The 16,868-nt window shown below is 60.6% G+C and carries 18 protein-coding genes; 8 read left to right on the forward strand and 10 right to left on the reverse strand.

The features are described from left to right. Nucleotides 1-47: 47 nt before the first annotated feature. The 3 genes from NIBR502773_RS25950 to NIBR502773_RS25960 all read left to right on the forward strand — a co-directional run bounded on the left by NIBR502773_RS25950 (nt 48) and on the right by NIBR502773_RS25960 (nt 2,727). On the forward strand, nt 48-1,016 hold the full coding sequence (locus NIBR502773_RS25950) for an SDR family oxidoreductase (protein WP_141157284.1): 969 nt from the start codon (nt 48-50) through the stop codon (nt 1,014-1,016). An 83-nt stretch (nt 1,017-1,099) separates the two neighbouring features. Continuing rightward, nucleotides 1,100-2,041: an SDR family oxidoreductase gene (locus NIBR502773_RS25955; RefSeq protein WP_141157285.1), complete on the forward strand. Its 942-nt coding sequence runs from the start codon at nt 1,100-1,102 to the stop codon at nt 2,039-2,041. A gap of 65 nt (nt 2,042-2,106) precedes the next feature. Beyond that, nucleotides 2,107-2,727, forward strand: coding sequence for an NADPH-dependent F420 reductase (locus tag NIBR502773_RS25960; RefSeq protein ID WP_141157286.1), 621 nt, complete (start codon nt 2,107-2,109; stop codon nt 2,725-2,727). Nucleotides 2,728-2,861: 134 nt separating this feature from the next. On the opposite strand, the gene NIBR502773_RS25965 is transcribed toward NIBR502773_RS25960, so the two are convergent. Continuing rightward, complete coding sequence (locus NIBR502773_RS25965; protein ID WP_141157287.1) at nt 2,862-3,710, reverse strand: SDR family oxidoreductase; 849 nt, start codon at nt 3,708-3,710, stop codon at nt 2,862-2,864. Between the two features lie 88 nt (nt 3,711-3,798). Between NIBR502773_RS25965 and NIBR502773_RS25970 the strand changes: the two genes are divergently transcribed. Continuing rightward, complete coding sequence (locus NIBR502773_RS25970) at nt 3,799-4,209, forward strand: helix-turn-helix domain-containing protein (protein WP_141157288.1); 411 nt, start codon at nt 3,799-3,801, stop codon at nt 4,207-4,209. A gap of 106 nt (nt 4,210-4,315) precedes the next feature. On the opposite strand, the gene NIBR502773_RS25975 is transcribed toward NIBR502773_RS25970, so the two are convergent. Next, nucleotides 4,316-5,026, reverse strand: coding sequence for a hypothetical protein (locus tag NIBR502773_RS25975; RefSeq protein WP_177414155.1), 711 nt, complete (start codon nt 5,024-5,026; stop codon nt 4,316-4,318). Between the two features lie 178 nt (nt 5,027-5,204). Beyond that, a complete protein-coding gene (locus NIBR502773_RS25980; RefSeq protein WP_141157289.1) occupies nt 5,205-6,383 on the reverse strand; it encodes an aldo/keto reductase in 1,179 nt (392 codons plus the stop codon). 188 nt (nt 6,384-6,571) lie between these two features. Here NIBR502773_RS25980 and NIBR502773_RS25985 point away from each other — a divergent pair, with 188 nt between their 5' ends. Next, nucleotides 6,572-7,552 (forward strand): AraC family transcriptional regulator, encoded by a 981-nt coding sequence (locus tag NIBR502773_RS25985; RefSeq protein ID WP_168209012.1) that lies wholly within the window; start codon nt 6,572-6,574, stop codon nt 7,550-7,552. A 7-nt stretch (nt 7,553-7,559) separates the two neighbouring features. Here the strand turns inward: NIBR502773_RS25985 and NIBR502773_RS25990 are convergent, their stop codons facing one another. Next, the gene (locus NIBR502773_RS25990; protein WP_141157290.1) at nt 7,560-8,069 is read right to left on the reverse strand and encodes an Lrp/AsnC family transcriptional regulator; all 510 of its coding nucleotides are present in this window, start codon (nt 8,067-8,069) and stop codon (nt 7,560-7,562) included. A gap of 198 nt (nt 8,070-8,267) precedes the next feature. Here NIBR502773_RS25990 and NIBR502773_RS25995 point away from each other — a divergent pair, with 198 nt between their 5' ends. From NIBR502773_RS25995 to NIBR502773_RS26005, 3 genes are all read left to right on the forward strand, one after another. After that, complete coding sequence (locus NIBR502773_RS25995; protein ID WP_065926117.1) at nt 8,268-9,284, forward strand: 1-aminocyclopropane-1-carboxylate deaminase; 1,017 nt, start codon at nt 8,268-8,270, stop codon at nt 9,282-9,284. A 127-nt stretch (nt 9,285-9,411) separates the two neighbouring features. Beyond that, nucleotides 9,412-9,876, forward strand: a complete 465-nt coding sequence (locus NIBR502773_RS26000; RefSeq protein WP_115487970.1) for a transketolase — start codon at nt 9,412-9,414, stop codon at nt 9,874-9,876. 47 nt (nt 9,877-9,923) lie between these two features. Further along, the gene (locus tag NIBR502773_RS26005; protein WP_141157291.1) at nt 9,924-10,346 is read left to right on the forward strand and encodes a hypothetical protein; all 423 of its coding nucleotides are present in this window, start codon (nt 9,924-9,926) and stop codon (nt 10,344-10,346) included. Nucleotides 10,347-10,392: 46 nt separating this feature from the next. On the opposite strand, the gene NIBR502773_RS26010 is transcribed toward NIBR502773_RS26005, so the two are convergent. The 6 genes from NIBR502773_RS26010 to NIBR502773_RS26035 are packed head-to-tail and all read right to left on the reverse strand — an operon-like array spanning nt 10,393 to nt 16,829. Continuing rightward, on the reverse strand, nt 10,393-11,547 hold the full coding sequence (locus NIBR502773_RS26010) for a M20 family metallopeptidase (protein WP_115487972.1): 1,155 nt from the start codon (nt 11,545-11,547) through the stop codon (nt 10,393-10,395). Further along, nucleotides 11,544-12,968 (reverse strand): M20 family metallopeptidase, encoded by a 1,425-nt coding sequence (locus NIBR502773_RS26015; RefSeq protein ID WP_141157292.1) that lies wholly within the window; start codon nt 12,966-12,968, stop codon nt 11,544-11,546. The genes NIBR502773_RS26010 and NIBR502773_RS26015 overlap by 4 nt, the downstream gene beginning before the upstream one ends. Next, on the reverse strand, nt 12,965-13,954 hold the full coding sequence (locus NIBR502773_RS26020) for an ABC transporter ATP-binding protein (RefSeq protein ID WP_141157293.1): 990 nt from the start codon (nt 13,952-13,954) through the stop codon (nt 12,965-12,967). The genes NIBR502773_RS26015 and NIBR502773_RS26020 overlap by 4 nt, the downstream gene beginning before the upstream one ends. Then, complete coding sequence (locus NIBR502773_RS26025) at nt 13,951-14,967, reverse strand: ABC transporter ATP-binding protein (protein WP_065939603.1); 1,017 nt, start codon at nt 14,965-14,967, stop codon at nt 13,951-13,953. Before NIBR502773_RS26025 ends, NIBR502773_RS26020 begins: the two co-directional genes overlap by 4 nt. 32 nt (nt 14,968-14,999) lie before the next feature. Continuing rightward, the gene (locus NIBR502773_RS26030) at nt 15,000-15,902 is read right to left on the reverse strand and encodes an ABC transporter permease (RefSeq protein ID WP_065926124.1); all 903 of its coding nucleotides are present in this window, start codon (nt 15,900-15,902) and stop codon (nt 15,000-15,002) included. Between the two features lie 9 nt (nt 15,903-15,911). Next, nucleotides 15,912-16,829: an ABC transporter permease gene (locus tag NIBR502773_RS26035; RefSeq protein ID WP_024077467.1), complete on the reverse strand. Its 918-nt coding sequence runs from the start codon at nt 16,827-16,829 to the stop codon at nt 15,912-15,914. Nucleotides 16,830-16,868 lie beyond the last annotated feature (39 nt).

Raw genomic sequence — 16,868 nt, forward strand, 5'->3', positions numbered from 1 at the left:
ATCGCACCAGCGCGTCTCGTATCACTCTGCTCAGAAGGGTCAATAACATGCTCGTTTTTGTCACTGGCGGCACCGGCCACGTCGGTTCGTACGTCATCCCCGACCTTATCGCAGCCGGCCATGAGGTCGTAGCTCTGGCACGGTCAGACGCGTCCGCCTCCACGGCCTCCGCGCTCGGCGCCAGGGTGCGTCGTGGAGATCTTGCCGACCTCGAAGGGCTCAAGGCGGCGGCGGTCGAGTCCGACGGCGTCATCCACCTCGGATACAGGGCCGAACTGCTTCCGTCCGGCGGGATCGCCGCCTTAGTCGAATCGGAACTCGCGACCGTCCTCGCGTTCGGCGAAGCGCTGGCGGGCACGGATAAGCCACTCGTCGTTGCAGGCAGTATCGGCACGCCCATGAACGCGGGCAGGGCGGCGTCTATCGGCGCCCCGGTCAGCCTGGGCCGCCCGGCGACCGAGGATGATCCCGCTCTGCCTAACGGCCCGAACGATTCAGGCACTCTGTTGGCACGCAATGTCGTGGAAACCGCCGTCGTGGGCCTCGCCGAGCGGGGTGTCAGGTCGTCGGTCGTGCGGATTCCCACTCTCTTGCACAGTGCAACCGGTCGGCTGCAGCTGATCATGCTCGCGAAAACAAAGGGGGTTGTCGGCTATCCGGGAGACGGCAGGAACCGGTGGCCCGCCGTGCACGTCCGCGATCTTGCCTCCCTGTTTCGCCTGGCGCTCGAGAAGGGAGCCGCAGGCAAAACCTGGCACGCGATCGGCGACGAGGGCATCCCGTTCCGCAAGATCGCCGAGGCCATAGCCGCTCGCCTGGAAATACCCGCCGTGAGCATCCCCGCGGACGAGTTAATGCTGCCGGGCTACTTTGGGTTCCTGGCGGCAGTAGCCGCTCTGGACCTGCCCGCGTCGAGCGCCATCACCCGGCAGGCTCTTGGCTGGAATCCCGTTCAGCCCGGTCTGATCGAAGGCCTCGACAACGGCCATTATTTCCCGCCGACGGACTTGAGCTGACGGCGGGGCGCTGGATCGTTAATGCACCTGGCACAGTCCGCCAGCACCTTTTCCGCACCCCATCACCCAAGAGGAACACGCATATGCATGTTTTTGTTACCGGCGGCACCGGCCATTCCGGTCCGTACATCATCTCTGAGCTTATCGCCGCCGGCCATGAGGTCACTGCCCTGGCTCGGTCTGACACGGCCGCGGCGCAGGCTGCTGCGCTCGGCGCCAAGGTACGTCGTGGCAATCTCGAGGATCTCGACGGGCTAAAGGAAGCGGCCGCAGCCTCGGACGGCGTCATTCACCTCGCGCATCGGCAGGACCTGATTCCAACCGGAGGGATCAACGCTGTTGCGGCCGCGGAGCTTGAGATCATGCTCGCCTATGGCGAAGCACTGTCCGGGAGCGCAAAGCCGTTGGTCGTGTCTGGAAGCGTTGGCTCGCCAGGGTGGGAAGGCTTGGGCCGGCCGGCCACCGAGGAGGATCCGCCCCTTCCAGGCGGCGATCCGTACAAGAATACCCTGCGAGTTCGGAACATCGTGGAAACCACGGTGATCGGTCTTGCGGAAAAGGGCATACGGTCTTCTATCGTGCGGATCCCCGAGATCATGCACAGCTCCACCGATAACACCGGCTTCCTACCGATGTTGATCGGGCTGGCCAAGGAAAAGGGGGTTGTCGGCTACCCCGGAGAAGGTACCAACCGTTGGGGGGCCGTGCATGCCCGTGACCTCGCCGCCGTGTTTCGCCTGGCGCTGGAAAAAGGTGCGGCGGGCAGAAGCTGGCATGCAATCGCCGACGTGGCTATCCCGTACCGCCAGATCGCCGAAGCCATTGCCAGCCGGTTGAATCTGCCGGCGGTGTCTATTCCCGCGGACGTGCTGATGCTGCCCGGCTACTTCGGGTTCCTTGCAAATCTGGTCACGCTGGACACTCCGACATCGAACGCCATCACGCGCCGGTTGCTTGGCTGGGAACCGACGCAGCCCGGACTCTTCGCCGATCTTGATGGTGGTCACTACTTCCCGGCCGACTGATGAAGTGACGGCGTAACCCGTCCAGAAACGACGGAAAACCACCCGATTTCAAACGGAGACTGCACATGAGCACTATCAGCATCATCGGTTCGGGAGGCATGGCCGCGGCTGTCGGCGGCCGTATCGCCAAGGCCGGACACACCGTCGAGGTGGTCAGCCGCGATCCCGCCAAGGCACAGGTGCTTGCCGACACGCTCGCATCCGGAGCGATCACAGGGACTTACGGCGCCACCCCGGCGGGCGAGATCGTCATTCTCGCCGTACCGTACACCCATGCGCTGGCGGTACTGGCCGACTTTGGGAAAGCGCTAGACGGTAAGGTAATCATCGATATCACCAACCCGGTGGCTCCCGATCTCTCGGGCCTCGTTACCCCTCACGGCAGTTCCGGCGCGCAGGAAATCGCCAAGGTCGCCCCGGTCAGCGCGCATGTCGTCAAGGCGTTCAATACCCTCTTCGGCCATGTACTTGCCAAGGATAAACGCCTCGACGCGTTCATCGCGGCGGACGATGCGCACGCCAAGGCGAGCGTCTCGACCCTCCTTGAGAGTCTCGGGCTGCGTCCGTTGGATGTCGGCGGCCTACCGATGGCCCAGGCGCTCGAGTGGCTTGGTTTGATGATGATCGGCCTGGCTAAAAACGGCGCCGGCACCTGGAACATCGCCATGAATGTCGATATCGGCTGAATCACCGACACCACGTCCTCACCTGCAGCACGCTATTGCTCTTGAACAGTGTGGTTATGCCGCATGCAGGCGTTACCAACCGCCGCCTCGGAGATCAGCAGTAGCCTTCGAGGCGGCGCCACGGTGTCCTGCGATCATTGCCCTTTGAGAGCGATTGCCACTGCTGCTGAAATTGAAGTCGTGGCCCTGCCGATCAGCGTCGAAAGCTGATGGCTATCATCGAAAAGTGCGCCTTGGGATGCGTTGACATCGTAGCCAGCCAGGGCCTGTGCGAGTGGCTCCGGGAGGCCGAAATTGATTAACGCAGAGGCGTAGTCAGTTTCAGGCAAGTTCTTGTAGGGAATGTTCCTGCCCGTTTGCCGAGAAACCTCGGCTGCGAGTTCCGATAACGTCCAGGCGCTGTCACCCGCCAGCTCGTAGACCTTCCCCTCTTGATCGTCGCGGGTGAGCACGACGGCAGCGGCCTGGGCGAAATCTTCCCGTGTCGCCGCGGCAATCTTTCCGTCACCTGCGCTGCCGATAAATTCACCGGCCGATAACGCGCCAGCGATAAAGCCGGTGTAGTTCTCGGTATACCAACCATGACGCAATATCGTGAATGCCAACCCCGATGCTGTGAGCTCGGCTTCCGTTTGCCGATGCTCCTCGGCGAGGCTCAATGAAGAGGTATCCGCGTGCAGTACACTGGTATAAACGACGCGACTCACACCAGCCTGCTTTGCGGCGTTGATGACATTTCGATGCTGTGAGAGTCGCTTACCTATTTCGCTTGAGGAAATGAGTAGAAGCGTGTCGACTCCGCTGAGCGCCGCGACCAGGGTTTGCGGATTGTCGTAGTCGGCAACACGTGCCTCCACGCCTAGATCACTCGCCTTGTCAGGGCTGCGCACCAGCGCGACCAGGTTGGACGCGGGTACTTTTTGCTTGAGTTGCTGGACAACGAGGCGGCCAAGTTGGCCTGTGGCTCCGGTGACGGCGATCATGAGGGGTTCCTTTTACAAAAAGTGATGGAGCAGGCAGAGTAGGGCCTTAACTAACTTTTCGTAAGTACGTACCTAAAGGTAAGTAAGCATGCCGGATTCCGAGTCCTCTGGAGCAACCCGTCCCGCAACAGTGGCCGACCGACTGCGCAGCGGTGAATTATTCGACCCGGATTGTCCCTCGAGGGTCGTGCTCCAGCACGTCAGCAGCCGCTGGGGAGTATTAGTATTGGTGGCCTTGCTCGCGGGTACGCATCGCTTCAGCGATCTGCGTCGCAAGATTGGAGGCGTCAGCGAAAAGATGCTTGCGCAGACCCTCCAGTTTTTGGAACTCGATGGTTTCGTCCTGCGCAAATCCTATCCGGTCGTGCCACCCCACGTTGAGTACAGCCTCACCTCTATGGGAACTGAAGTAGCCCGCCATGTCGAAGGCCTGGTTGACTGGATCGAAGGCAATCTGCCAAAGATTCTGGAGGAACAACGCTCTCGCCAGATTTCATAACGGGCTTGCGAGCTACAGGTAAGGCTATGCGTGCGGACGACCCGGCCGCTTTGCCGTGATTGGCAAGCGTTGCAGTTACACGCAATGCCCAAGCGGGTCTTTATCTTCACGTCGGATGACTGAGCGACGGAGGTTTTCTGGTTCCCGCAGCAGAGTTTAACCAGAGCAGCATTGCGGCGAGAGAGGCGGCGACTATCAGCGTAAGCCACATGATGACCAGCAGGGTGAAGGTGACACTGTTGTTTAATTCACGAAAAATGCCGAAGGCAAAAGCCGTGTACCAAGACACCCCCGAAACTGCACCGGAGGCGAGAAACAAGGCCGCTCTTTTGCGGGACACGCCAAAGAGCAGGGGGCGACTCAGGTCGCGTAGGGCTTCTGGCAGCACAAGCGCGTGGATGATTATTCCATTGATGGTCAGGACGATCACCACAATGACTTTCGCCCAGAGTTTGGGGTTTTCAAACTTTTCCGGCGACTCCATCGCGTAAAGGGCAAGGAAACCAAAGCCTGAAAGCCACAGGAGGCAGAGTCCAATAGTGACCGCGTCGCTGATGAAGTGAAAGGTGCGTCCGATTTCAACCGGGAGGCTGCCCCGGCGCATCCAACGCAAGATCCAGAGGTCCAGCATCGTCGCCCCACCGAGACCGAAGCACATGCCGAGCAGGTGTATACCTATAAGGAGTGTCAGCACCTTTAGCTGTGGGAGTGGAGCCGGCAATGGAACGCTCAGCGCGAGTGTGTCGGCGAGTAAGTAGCCACTGCCGAACAGCGCAAGCAGGCCGCCTAAAATCATGAAAGACGTGCGTATCTTCATTTATTACGGCCTTGGGCGAGTGTTTTTAGTTGGACGCGTGCGCAGTTTATTTACCGGAACAGGCAGATCAAGCGGCTGCTATCAGCAGCGTTGCTGCAACCAGGAAGATAGGTTTCGGGTTAAATGAGGCCAGCGACGATAGCGCCACATCAGCAGGTTGCACGGGCGTAGACCCTGCTCAGGAAGGGACCGGTGCTTGGGCATCGATCAGGCTCCGGCTCTTCAGTTCCTCCCAAAAGGCTGCCGGGATACCAACCTTCATCGCCTGCACATTGGAAACGATCTGCCCCGGCGTGCGGGCACCCGGAATGATCGCTGACACTTGCGGATGTGCTGCCGCGAACTGCAGGGCGGCAGTATGAATGTCGATGCCATGTCGTTTGGCAACCGCCATGATTCGCGCGCGCTTTTCCACCGCTCCGGCAGGCAGATCCAAACTGAAGTTGTATCGGCTGCGTCCTCCCAGGAATCCATCGTTCAGTGGTGTTCCAACCACAACGCTGGTGCCCTTCCTGCTCAACGCCGGAAAGGTGTTGCGCAACGCATCGCCGTGCTCGAGCAGGGAATACTGGCAGGCAAGCAACACGATGTCGGGAGTCGGGTCATCACCGGCCATCGCCTGGACCACAGCATTCGGCGTATTGACGCCGAAGCCCCAAGCCTTGATGAGCCCCTCGTCACGCATCTTTTCAAGTTCGACCATCGCCCCTGTGCGCGCAATGCGATACGCCGCTTCCCAACCGCCTTCCAGTTCGCTGTTATCGGGCGAGATGTCATGGATAAACACGATATCGATACGCGGCAGCCCCAGCCGCTGCAGGCTGTCTTCCACGGAGCGACGCGCGCCTGCCGCGGTGTAGTCATACCGGTAGTTGAAGGGCGCGGGTGACTTCCAGATGGCATGGTCCGCGCGCGGGCCACCCGCAGCAGTCAAAACCCGTCCTACCTTGGTGGAGACCACATAGTCGTTCGGATTTTTGCCGTGCAGAAAGCGGCCTACCCGATATTCACTCAAACCAAACCCGTAGAACGGCGACGTGTCGTAAAGCCTTACACCCGCGTCCCAGGCGGCCTGTAGAACCAGGCCCGCCTGCTCGTCGCTGAGCGGCGCAAAGATATTGCCAATCTGTGTCCCGCCCATGCCAAAGCGTTGAGGCGTCATGTATCGCAGGGTAGGCGAAGGTGAATTAAGGGGCAGGCCTGTGCGCACTGGCCGGCCTTCCGTACGCATCACGCTCCCGCGCTCTGTCAGTAAAGAGGGCGCTGGGGCTGCCGGACTGGCGACACTCGAGGCTGGCAGCAAAGCGGCTGCAACAGTACCCACTGCCGAGTAAGTAAGAAAATCTCGTCTGTCCATCCAACGTTCCTTTCGCGACCGAGGTTTCACGGGATCATCGAAGCCGGTATTCGTACTGGAAGTTAGAACAACGAGGGTTGGCCGGGTGACCCTAATACGCCATATTTTTTGCACAATCCTGCCGATGCGCTTGTGTTGGTCACGCACTCTCAGCAGACTCGAACATTCCGTAAACAGGGGCGCATGTGATGACGAGCGGTTCCTTCTCGCAGTTCGGTTCCGGCCACCTGCATTCTCTGACGTTGCGCGATCCCATACAGCCCAACGAGCGTCTCCAGGCACTCAGGCAGCTGATCGAAAAAGTCACCCGGCAGATTGGTCTGAGCGAGGTCTGCAAGACATCGATTCCAGGTCTGGTCTTTTATCGAATGGCTGATCTGGGTACGCCCACTTACTGCATTTATGAGCCTTGCGTGGCCATCATTCTGCAGGGGGCGAAGGAGATCACGTTCGGCGAGGAGGCCTGTGAGTTCGGGCAGGGGGCGTTCTTCGTCACGTCGGTCGACATCCCCACACTGGCCCGCGTTACCGCCGCCAGCGAGGCAACCCCCTATTTATCCGTGGTGTTGAAGCTCAACCTTTCCATGCTCAACGAGGTGATCCAGACCTTGGACCCCCCCACGCAGGAAATGGCTACTCAAGCACGGGGCTTCGTATCCGGCGCGGCGTCGAGTGAGATGCTCGATGCATTCGCTCGACTCGCTACGCTGATCGAACGGCCGCTTGAAGCAGGCTTGATGTCGGATCTGATCAAGCGGGAAATATGCGTTCGGCTGTTGTTAAGTGGTGCAGGGCAGTGGTTGCGCAGCGTCACCCGCGACGGTTACCGAGACAAGGGCATCGTGAGAGCCATTGAATGGCTGAAACATCACTACGACAAACCGCTGCACGTGGCCGATCTCGCCGAACGATCAGGAATGGCCAGCTCTACGCTGCATCACAGTTTTCGCAAGCTGACAGGCACCAGCCCTGTCCAGTATCAAAAGGCGTTACGGCTGCAAGCCGCACGCAGCCTGATGTTGACCGATCGTGTTGACGTGAACACCGCCGCGTTGCGCGTCGGCTATGAAAGTGTCGCTCAATTCAGCCGTGAATATGCCCGGCGTTTCGGAGCCCCGCCCTCGAGAGACATCAAGCACGTACGGGAGCAGGGCGGACTGCTCGACTAGCGACGCTTCAAAGGGGAATGTGGGTGGTCGACAAGACCTGACGCAAGCCCATGAACGATCGAATCTGGCGAACCCCAGGCAGGTAAAGCAACTGTTCCGCGTGGAGCCGGTTGAAGCTGTTGCTGTCCTTGGTTCGTATCAACATGAAGTAGTCGAACTCCCCGGTCACCACATGGCACTCCATGCAGCCGGACACTTTTTGTGCGGCTGCCTCGAATGCGGCGAAGGATTCCGGTGTGGAGCGGTCCAGCACCACGCCGATCAACACCACCATCCCCGCATCCAGCGCGACATTGTCGAGCAGCGCGACTATGCCTTTGATCAGGCCGGCTTGCTTGAGCCGCTCGACGCGCCTGAGGCACGCCGGTGCACTCAATTTCACCTTCTCTGCCAGCGCCACATTGGAGATGGAGGCATCTCGTTGCAGGGCCTTGAGAATGGCGCGGTCGGTTCGATCCAGCGGCTGCGGCACCGGGGCTGATACGCTTGGCTTCTTGCGAGTGTTTGTTGCGTTCATGACTGTTTGTTCGCAATTAAAGTATGTTCGCTATTTATAGCGAGAAATTATAGTTCTTCAAGTGCTAGAAGTTTGCAACACATCTTTTTGGAAATCTTCTTAATATTGAACTCATCGAAGCCCGCCTGAAAGAACCTGGAAGGCAACCTTTGCCTTTCGGTCTGGCGCTTTGATGTCCAGTAATCAAGGAGCCGCGTCATGAACCTGAATCGTTTTAAACGTTATCCGTTGACCTTCGGTCCTTCTCCCATCACGCCCTTGAAGCGCCTCAGTGAACACTTGGGTGGCAAGGTCGAGCTGTATGCCAAACGTGAAGACTGCAACAGTGGCCTGGCCTTCGGCGGGAACAAAACGCGCAAGCTCGAATATTTGATTCCCGAAGCGCTCGAGCAAGGCTGCGATACCTTGGTTTCCATCGGCGGCATCCAGTCGAACCAGACTCGCCAGGTGGCCGCCGTTGCCGCTCACCTGGGCATGAAGTGCGTGCTGGTGCAGGAAAACTGGGTGAACTACTCCGATGCGGTGTATGACCGCGTTGGCAATATCGAAATGTCTCGCATCATGGGCGCCGAGGTACGACTGGACGCCGCCGGGTTCGATATCGGCATTCGGCCCAGCTGGGAGAAGGCCATGGACGATGTGGTGGCGCGGGGTGGCAAGCCGTTCCCGATACCGGCGGGTTGTTCCGAACATCCCTACGGCGGCCTTGGGTTCGTCGGCTTTGCCGAGGAAGTACGAGAGCAGGAAAAACAACTGGGGTTCACGTTCGACTACATCGTGGTCTGCTCTGTGACCGGCAGTACCCAGGCCGGCATGGTCGTCGGTTTCGCCGCGGACGGCCGTTCGAAGAACGTTATCGGCATTGATGCCTCGGCCAAGCCGGAGCAAACCAAGGCACAGATCCTGCGTATCGCCCGGCACACCGCAGAGTTGGTGGAACTGGGCCGTGAGATCACCGAAGACGATGTGGTGCTCGATACACGTTTTGCCTACCCGGAATACGGTTTGCCCAACGAAGGCACGCTGGAAGCCATTCGTTTGTGCGGGAGCCTGGAAGGTGTGCTGACCGATCCAGTGTACGAGGGCAAATCCATGCACGGGATGATTGAAATGGTCCGCCGTGGTGAGTTCCCCGAAGGCTCCAAAGTGCTGTATGCGCACTTGGGTGGGGCGCCTGCGCTGAATGCCTACAGCTTCCTGTTTCGCAATGGCTGATTAACGCCAATAACCAGGGAGCTCACGAAGCGATGGGTGAGTCGGCATCAATATTGAATGTCACGATCCCATCGTCGAATCGCCACCCGGAGCACGTTGCTCCTATCCAACCGCCGGGAGTACCGCCATGCATGCGATAACGCAATCCGCAGTCTGGATCAAGGAGCCTTCGGCGGATGCCGGAGTAGTGATCGTTACCAGCGCCGCGTTGCCCCCGTACATGATCGACAAGCTGCATGTGGCGATAGATGAGTGGGACCAGGTGGCTTATCTAGCCGTCAAACAGTCCGAGGCTTTGAGGCTCGATTGGTTGCAGGTCGGGTCCAGCCCGGAGCCGTCCGACGGGGCCTACGCGTGCCATGCCAGTCAACTGTTGCGCGGCGTCTCCCACGGCAGCTTTTTACTGGATGTCGAAATGGGCACGGATTCCGGCATGACGTGGCTGGGGTCCGTCTTTGGTCATCCGTTGCGCGTGGTCGAACTTGGAACAATAGCTTCCTCCACTGCGCAGATGGATCAACAGGTGGAGGCGGTGTTAGCGGCGACCCGAAGCCTGGCGAAAAGCGTGTTGCAGGCACGCGGCGTCATTTAACCAATGACCTGGTCCATTCGCCGGTTGGAACCATAAAGGCATCGCTTATGAGCCAAACTGTCGATTGTCGTCCCAACGCAATGAGGTGGATGCGCGAGCCATCAAGTTGCACGCGCATCGTGGTCATCGTGTGCGGACTTGATAGCGCTCATATTGACTTGATTCATCAAGGGTTCAGCTGTTTTGACAATGTTGCGCTGCTCCATGTCGATGATGTGGACACCGTGCCTGGCAAGCGCGTTGATGTGCAAGTGACCAGGAGTGACTGTTCTTTTGTCGTGCTCGGTGAACTGGATGAACGTGTATTGCATAGCCTTTCCATGGGTAAGCGATGCCTCTACTCCATAGCGCCAGACGGGTCGGCCGAATGTTCGGTGATTGCAGCAGTAGAACAGGTCAAAAACTTCGCCCGAGTGAGCCATTCCCGTCACCTTGAAACGATACCCGACAGCGCCAGGAGCTGCCTGTGAACCTGTCGGATACCCTGACCTCGGCGACGCGTAGAAAACCATGACCTCAAACGCTGTCGCCGACCGCCAGAATGGTCGCCACCAGGGCCAGGGCGCGAGGTACCAGGGTGTCCAGCTCCAGGTATTCACGATCGGTGTGGACCTTGCCGCCCACTGGGCCGAGCCCGCACAGGGTTGGAACGCCCAGGCTCGCGGTAAAGCCGGAGTCGGCGCAACCGCCGGTGAATTCGCCTTCGACGCTGAAACCCAGTGCCAGTGCTTTTTGTTGGTAGAGGTGCAGCAGTCGTTCGCTGTGGCGTGCTTCCATCGGTAGAAAGGTCGTCGCTTCCTTGAGGACGGCGCGGGTGCCGATCAGTTCTTCTTCGGCGACGATGGCCTGGATTGCGCTGAAGATCCGATCCCAGTGCTTGAGTTCGATGAAGCGCACGTCCAGCCGCGCGCAGGCGCTGGGCGCGACGGTATTGCTCGACGTACCACCGGATATCAGCCCAACGTTAGTGGTGATGCCGGCCGGGTAATCGGTCAAGGCATGCAGCTTGACGATCTTGCGTGCCAGGGCCTCGATGGCGCTGGCCCCGTCGGCATGGTTGACCCCGGCATGCGCCGCGCGGCCGCTGACTTCGATGATCAGCGTGGCCCCGCCTTTGCGTGCGCTGACCACGTTGCCGCTGGCCCGGCCGGGTTCGGTATTGAGCACGGCGCGGGCGGCACGGGCGGCGTTTTCGATATGGGGCCTGGCGCTGCCGGAGCCGATTTCTTCGTCGCCGGTGTACAGGACCTGCACCGGATAGGGCAACCGGCCGGCGCGCTTGAGTGCTTTGAGCGCGAAGCAATTGAGCACCAGGCCGCCTTTCATGTCGGCGACGCCGGGGCCGTAGGCGAGGTTGGCGTCGCGGCTGTAGCCGCGAGTCGTGGTGGTGCCCTTGGGGAAGACCGTGTCGCGATGGCCCAGCAACAGCACCGGTTTTCCAGAATCGCCTGGCACTTCGGCGAGCAGCACGTCACCAAAACACTCGACCGGTATGCGCTTGAGCAGGATGCCGTCGGCCTCCAGTTCAGCCGCGAGCAGCGCGCCCACGGCGTCGACACCCGCCTTGTCATAGCTGTTGGAGTCGGTGTCGACGATGCGCCGCAGCAGCGCTTCCATGGCTTGGTGCTGGTCGGCAAGCCAGTCCAGGGCCTGTTGTGGCGTGGCGCTCATTGCGCCTGCTCCCGTAACTGATGCTCCCGGGTCAGGCGTGCCGCGTCGTTGCCCAGGTCCCAGAACAGCCCGGCCATGATTTGCAGGCTTTCCTTGACCACCGGCGCCAGCAAGTGCTCGTTCGGCGCATGTTGTGAACAGGCTGGGTACGAGTGCGGCACCCACAATGTCGGCAGGCCGAGCACGTCCGCGAACACGTCGTTGGGCAGCGAACCACCGAGGTTTGGCAGCAGCGCAGGTTTTTTGCCGGTGGTCTGTGCCAGGGAGCCGAGCGCCCAATCGACCCAAGGGCTCTGCGGGTCCAGCCGAGTGGCATGCATCACATCGATGCGGCTTTGCTTGACCTCGACATTGCTGAAGCCATGCGCATCCAGGTGGGTACGTACTGCCGGGATAAAGGTCGTGTAGTCGCTGTCGACCACGAAGCGGATATGGCAGTGGGCGTTAGCCTTGCCGGGAATCGCATGCACCGGGGCGTCTGGGTTGCCGGTCTTGAAGGCGATGACGTCGAGGGTGTTCCAGCCGAACACCTTTTCGCTCAGCGAAAGCGCCGGGTTACCCCAATTGGCGTCGATATCCGGATCGCCCGGTCCGCCACCCACGGCAATATCGGCCAGCGCCTGCCGAACCGGCTCCGGCAGTGTCTCGGGCATCAGGCCCGCCACTTTCACCCGACCGTGTTCATCGACCATGCTCGCGATGGCATTGGCCAGGATGATGCCGGGATTGGCCAGCAACCCGCCCCAGTTGCCGGAGTGATGAGCGCCTTCACGTAAATCGACCACCAGCTCGAAATTGAAGACCCCGCGCGAGCCGAGAAAAATCGTCGGGCGTGATGCCGCCAGGCGCGGGCCGTCTGAGGCGATGAAAATATCCGCCGCAAGCTCTTTACTGTGGGCGGCACAGAATGCGTTCAAGCCCGGCGAGCCTTCTTCTTCGCCCATTTCCAGCAGCAGCTTGACGTTGAAACCCAGTTGGCCATCGCGCGCCTTGAGCGTTTGTTCCAGCGCAGTCAGGTTGATCAGGTGCTGGCCTTTGTTATCCGCCGTGCCGCGGCCGTACCAGCGATCGCCTTCGGCAATGACGTACCACGGCGACAGGCCTTCGCGCCATTGCGCCTCATAGCCGCGCACCACATCACCGTGGCCGTAGCTGAGCACGGTCGGCAGGTCCGGGTGTTCAATGCGCGTGGCGATCATGAAGGGGCCGCGCTCGGCCACCGGGTTGTCATAGATCTTGACGCTGAAACCCATCGCCTCGACATGCGGGGTGATGAACTCATTGAGGTAGCGATACAGCTCGGGCTGGCTGTCTGCTGCCTGGCTTTCGGTGTGCAGGGCGACGCTGCGTTGGAGCAGATTGAAGAATTCGCCGTTGTCGAATTGCGCTGTGGTGTTGCTGATAGCCAGTGAACGACTCATGAGTGGACAAGCTCCAGTGTTTGGGCAGAAGTGTCGTGAATGTGGCAACGCACGTTGCCGCCGATAAGCGGACCATTGGCCGGGTAGGCCGTTTTGCAGGGGGCGAAGCAGCTCGGGCAGCGCGGATGGAAAGCGCAGCCGGACGGCGGTGACATGGGGTTGGGGAAGGTGCCGTGCAGGCCGATCTCGGGAATGCCCAGGCGCGGATCGGGCGTGAGCACCGAATCCAGCAAGGCGCGGGTATATGGGTGACCGGGTTGAGCGAACAACGATTCGCGCGTGCGTTCTTCGACGATGCGCCCCAGGTACATCACGGCGACCCGGTCGGCGAGGTGTTCGATGACCGCCAGGTTATGGCTGATCAGCAGATAGGTCAGGCCGAATTCACGCTTGAGGTCCGGCAGCAGGTTGAGAATCTGCGCCTGCACCGACACGTCCAGCGCTGAGGTGGGCTCGTCGCAGATCAACACGTCAGGGCGCATGATCAGCGCCCGGGCAATCGCCACCCGCTGGCGTTGCCCGCCGGACAGCTGGCTCGGGTAGCTGTCGATCACTCGCTTGGGCAGGCCGACCACATCAAGCATCGCTTCGGTCTTCCTGCGGCGCTCGGCGGTACTGCCGATGTCATGCACGATCAGCGGCAGGGTAACGATTTCGCGCAGGGTCTTGCGTGGATTCAGCGAGGAATACGGGTCCTGGAAAATCGGCTGGATATGCCGGGACATTTCCTTGCGATCAGTCGCCGCCAGGTGTTTGCCATTGACCAACACGTCGCCGCTGGTGGGCGGCAACAGACCGAGCAGCATCTTGGCCAGGGTACTTTTGCCGCAACCGGACTCGCCCACCAGACCGAGGGTCTCGCCACGCATCAGGCGCAGGGAAACACCATCCACGGCCTTCAGGGTGGCGGCGGGTTTGAAAAAGCCCTGGTTGATCCGAAACTCACGGCGGATGTCACACAGCTCCAAAGCGATGTCTTTTTTCATGACCTTGCACGCTCCTGAAGGCGAATCGGTGCCGGGGCCGGGGCAGCGAACAGGCAGCGCGCCATGTGCCCGTCCTGTTCGACTTCGGGGATGTGTTGCGCGCAGGCCGGGATCGCCTGACCGCAACGATTGCGGAACGCACACCCTTGCTGTTCGCCGACCAGACTCGGCACCAGGCCTGGAATCGAACCCAGCGCCTCACCCGGTTTGGTCCGGCCAGGGATTGGAATACTCGCCAGCAGACCCCGGGTGTACGGATGCTGCGGATTCTCGAACAGTTGCAGGGCAGGGGCGGTTTCGACGATTTCCCCGGCATACATCACGGCGACCCGGTCGGCGATTCGTGCCACCAGCCCAAGGTCGTGGGTGATGAAGATCACCGCCAGGCCGAGTTCTTTCTGGATGTCGCGGATCAAGCGCAGGATCTGCGCTTGAATGGTTACGTCCAGGGCCGTGGTGGGCTCATCAGCGATGATCAGGTCCGGTTCGCACATCAACGCCATGGCGATGATCACTCGCTGGCGCAGCCCGCCGGAAAGTTGATGCGGATACTGGCGCAGGCGCTCGGTGGCATTGCTGATCCCGACCTTCTCCAGCATCTGCGCGGCGCGCGCCAGGGCCTCCTTGCGTGAGACCTTGCGATGCTGGGTCAGTACCTCGCTGAGTTGATCGCCAATGCTGTAGGCCGGGTTCAGCGAGGTCATCGGCTCCTGGAAGATCATCGCCAGGCGGTTGCCGCGCAGGTCGCACATGCGCCGCTCGCTCTGGCCGAGCATGTCGATGCCGTCCAGCGTCAGCCGGGACGCGGTGCGTTTTGCCTTGCGTGGCAACAGGTCCATCAACGCCAGCGAGGTCAGGGATTTGCCGCAGCCGGATTCCCCGACGATGCACAGCATTTCACCGCGCTCGACTTCAAAACTCAGGCCGCGTACGGCATGCAGCATGTCATCCGGCGTCGGGCTGTTGCCCATGGGGATGTCCACGCGCAGGTTTTCTACATGGAGTAGTGCCATGTTCGGTTCCCTCTATCAGTTACGGCGGTCTATCAGTTACGGCCGTCGGGCAGGATCAGATCGCGCAGGCCATCGCCGACGAGGTTGATGCCCAGCACCAGAATCATCAGGGCGACGCCGGGAATGGCGATGACCCACGGGGAAAAGAACATGTAGGGCTTGCCTTCCGCGATCATCAGGCCCCAGGACGGCGTCGGTGGCTGCACGCCAACCCCGAGGAACGAGAGGGCCGACTCCAGCAGGATCGCGTGGGCCATTTCCAGCGTCGCGACGACGATCAGTGCGCCGACCAGATTGGGCAGGATTTCACTGACCAGAATGCGCAGGGTCGAGCAGCCGAGCGCCTGGGCCGACGCCACATATTCAGCATCGCGAATCTGTTGCACCGAGGCCCTGACCACCACCGCGAAGCGATCCCATAACAGGCAGCCGAGCAGCACGATCACCACTTTCAGTGAGCCGCCCATCAACGAGGCCGAGGCCAGCGCGACCATCACCACCGGCATCGCCAGCCGGGTGGTGATCAGGTAGCTGATAAACCCATCGACCTTGCCGCCGTAGTAGCCCGCCAACAGCCCCATGAGCGTGCCGATAAAGCCGGAAATCAGCGCCGCTGCAATGCCGATGAACAGCGAAATACGTGCGCCGTAGAGCAGCCTCGACAGGTAGTCACGGCCCAGCTTGTCGGTGCCGAGCACGTATTCCCAGGTGCCGTTGGCCATCCATACCGGTGGTTTCATGCGCAGCATCACGTCTTGCGCATAAGGGTCGTAAGGTGCCAGCCACGGCGCGAACAGTGCACCTGCGAAGATAATCAGCAACAACACCGCGCCGATGGCGAAACCCCGATGCCGCAAGCTCTTGCCAAGTACTCGGCTCAGGCTGCTCGGTGGTGGCAGGTAGTCATTGATCGCAAGAGTAGTGGGGGTGCTCATGTAGGCCTCCTAGCGCACGCGAATACGCGGGTCGAGCAGTGCGTTGAGCACATCGGCCAGCAACGTGAGGATGATGTAGATCACCGCAATCAACAGGACCACGGCCTGTACCACCGGAAAGTCATCACGGGCGATGGCGTCCCAAGCAAGTTGCCCGATGCCCTGCAGGGAGAATACGGTTTCGATCACCACCGAGCCGCCGAGCATGAAGCCGAACTCCACCGCCGCCAGCGCGACGACCGGAATCAGCGCGTTGCGCAGTGCATGCTTGAACAGCACGCGGGCAGGGCGCAGGCCCTTGGCGCGGGCGGTGCGGATGTAATCGGAACTGAGCACATCAAGCATGCCGGCGCGGGTCAGACGCATGATTGCCGGCGTCGCGTAGTAGCCCAGGGCAATGGCCGGCATGACGAAGTGCAGCAGGGTCGAATTGCCGGACACCGGCAGCCACTTGAGCGTCACTGCGAACACCACGATCAGCATCAGCGCAAACCAGAAACTTGGCATCGCCTGACCCAGCACCGCGATGCTCAAGGCCAGCCGGTCAACCCAGGTGTCGCGTTTGACGGCGGCCAGCACGCCCAGTGGAATGGCCACCAGCAAGGCGATCCCCAGCGCCATGGCACCTAGCCCCAGGGTAATCGGCAAGCGGCTGGCGACGAGGTTGTAGACCGATTCCTGAAAGAAAAACGAGTTGCCCAGGTCCAGCCGCAGCAAATCGCCCAGCCAGTTGAAGTACTGGGTCGGCAGCGGTTTGTTCAAGCCGTACTGCACGCGAATCTGTTCGATCTGTTCGCTGGTGGCTTCCGGTCCGCCAATGGCAGTGGCGAGGTCGCCGGACAGGTGCAAAAGAGAAAAGCTGATCACCGACACGGTAATGGCAACGCAAATGGCAATGCCCAGGCGGCGCAGAAGGAATCCAAGCATGGCAAGTTTCCTCATATCCAATGGATGACAAGTGTGAGG

It is taken from the genome of Pseudomonas sp. NIBRBAC000502773, from assembly GCF_006517195.1.
Lineage (GTDB): Bacteria > Pseudomonadota > Gammaproteobacteria > Pseudomonadales > Pseudomonadaceae > Aquipseudomonas > Aquipseudomonas marginalis.

Excerpts from the sequence above, each read along its gene's own strand:
- NIBR502773_RS25980 (WP_141157289.1), bottom strand. The coding sequence starts at position 6,383 with ATGGACAGACGAGATTTTCTTACTTACTCGGCAGTGGGTACTGTTGCA.
- NIBR502773_RS26030 (WP_065926124.1), bottom strand. The coding sequence starts at position 15,902 with ATGAGCACCCCCACTACTCTTGCGATCAATGACTACCTGCCACCACCG.
- NIBR502773_RS25960 (WP_141157286.1), top strand. The coding sequence starts at position 2,107 with ATGAGCACTATCAGCATCATCGGTTCGGGAGGCATGGCCGCGGCTGTC.
- NIBR502773_RS26000 (WP_115487970.1), top strand. The coding sequence starts at position 9,412 with ATGCATGCGATAACGCAATCCGCAGTCTGGATCAAGGAGCCTTCGGCG.
- NIBR502773_RS25975 (WP_177414155.1), bottom strand. The coding sequence starts at position 5,026 with ATGAAGATACGCACGTCTTTCATGATTTTAGGCGGCCTGCTTGCGCTG.
- NIBR502773_RS26020 (WP_141157293.1), bottom strand. The coding sequence starts at position 13,954 with ATGAAAAAAGACATCGCTTTGGAGCTGTGTGACATCCGCCGTGAGTTT.
- NIBR502773_RS25995 (WP_065926117.1), top strand. The coding sequence starts at position 8,268 with ATGAACCTGAATCGTTTTAAACGTTATCCGTTGACCTTCGGTCCTTCT.
- NIBR502773_RS25950 (WP_141157284.1), top strand. The coding sequence starts at position 48 with ATGCTCGTTTTTGTCACTGGCGGCACCGGCCACGTCGGTTCGTACGTC.
- NIBR502773_RS26010 (WP_115487972.1), bottom strand. The coding sequence starts at position 11,547 with ATGAGCGCCACGCCACAACAGGCCCTGGACTGGCTTGCCGACCAGCAC.
- NIBR502773_RS25965 (WP_141157287.1), bottom strand. The coding sequence starts at position 3,710 with ATGATCGCCGTCACCGGAGCCACAGGCCAACTTGGCCGCCTCGTTGTC.
- NIBR502773_RS26025 (WP_065939603.1), bottom strand. The coding sequence starts at position 14,967 with ATGGCACTACTCCATGTAGAAAACCTGCGCGTGGACATCCCCATGGGC.
- NIBR502773_RS26005 (WP_141157291.1), top strand. The coding sequence starts at position 9,924 with ATGAGCCAAACTGTCGATTGTCGTCCCAACGCAATGAGGTGGATGCGC.
- NIBR502773_RS26035 (WP_024077467.1), bottom strand. The coding sequence starts at position 16,829 with ATGCTTGGATTCCTTCTGCGCCGCCTGGGCATTGCCATTTGCGTTGCC.
- NIBR502773_RS25985 (WP_168209012.1), top strand. The coding sequence starts at position 6,572 with ATGACGAGCGGTTCCTTCTCGCAGTTCGGTTCCGGCCACCTGCATTCT.
- NIBR502773_RS26015 (WP_141157292.1), bottom strand. The coding sequence starts at position 12,968 with ATGAGTCGTTCACTGGCTATCAGCAACACCACAGCGCAATTCGACAAC.
- NIBR502773_RS25970 (WP_141157288.1), top strand. The coding sequence starts at position 3,799 with ATGCCGGATTCCGAGTCCTCTGGAGCAACCCGTCCCGCAACAGTGGCC.
- NIBR502773_RS25990 (WP_141157290.1), bottom strand. The coding sequence starts at position 8,069 with ATGAACGCAACAAACACTCGCAAGAAGCCAAGCGTATCAGCCCCGGTG.
- NIBR502773_RS25955 (WP_141157285.1), top strand. The coding sequence starts at position 1,100 with ATGCATGTTTTTGTTACCGGCGGCACCGGCCATTCCGGTCCGTACATC.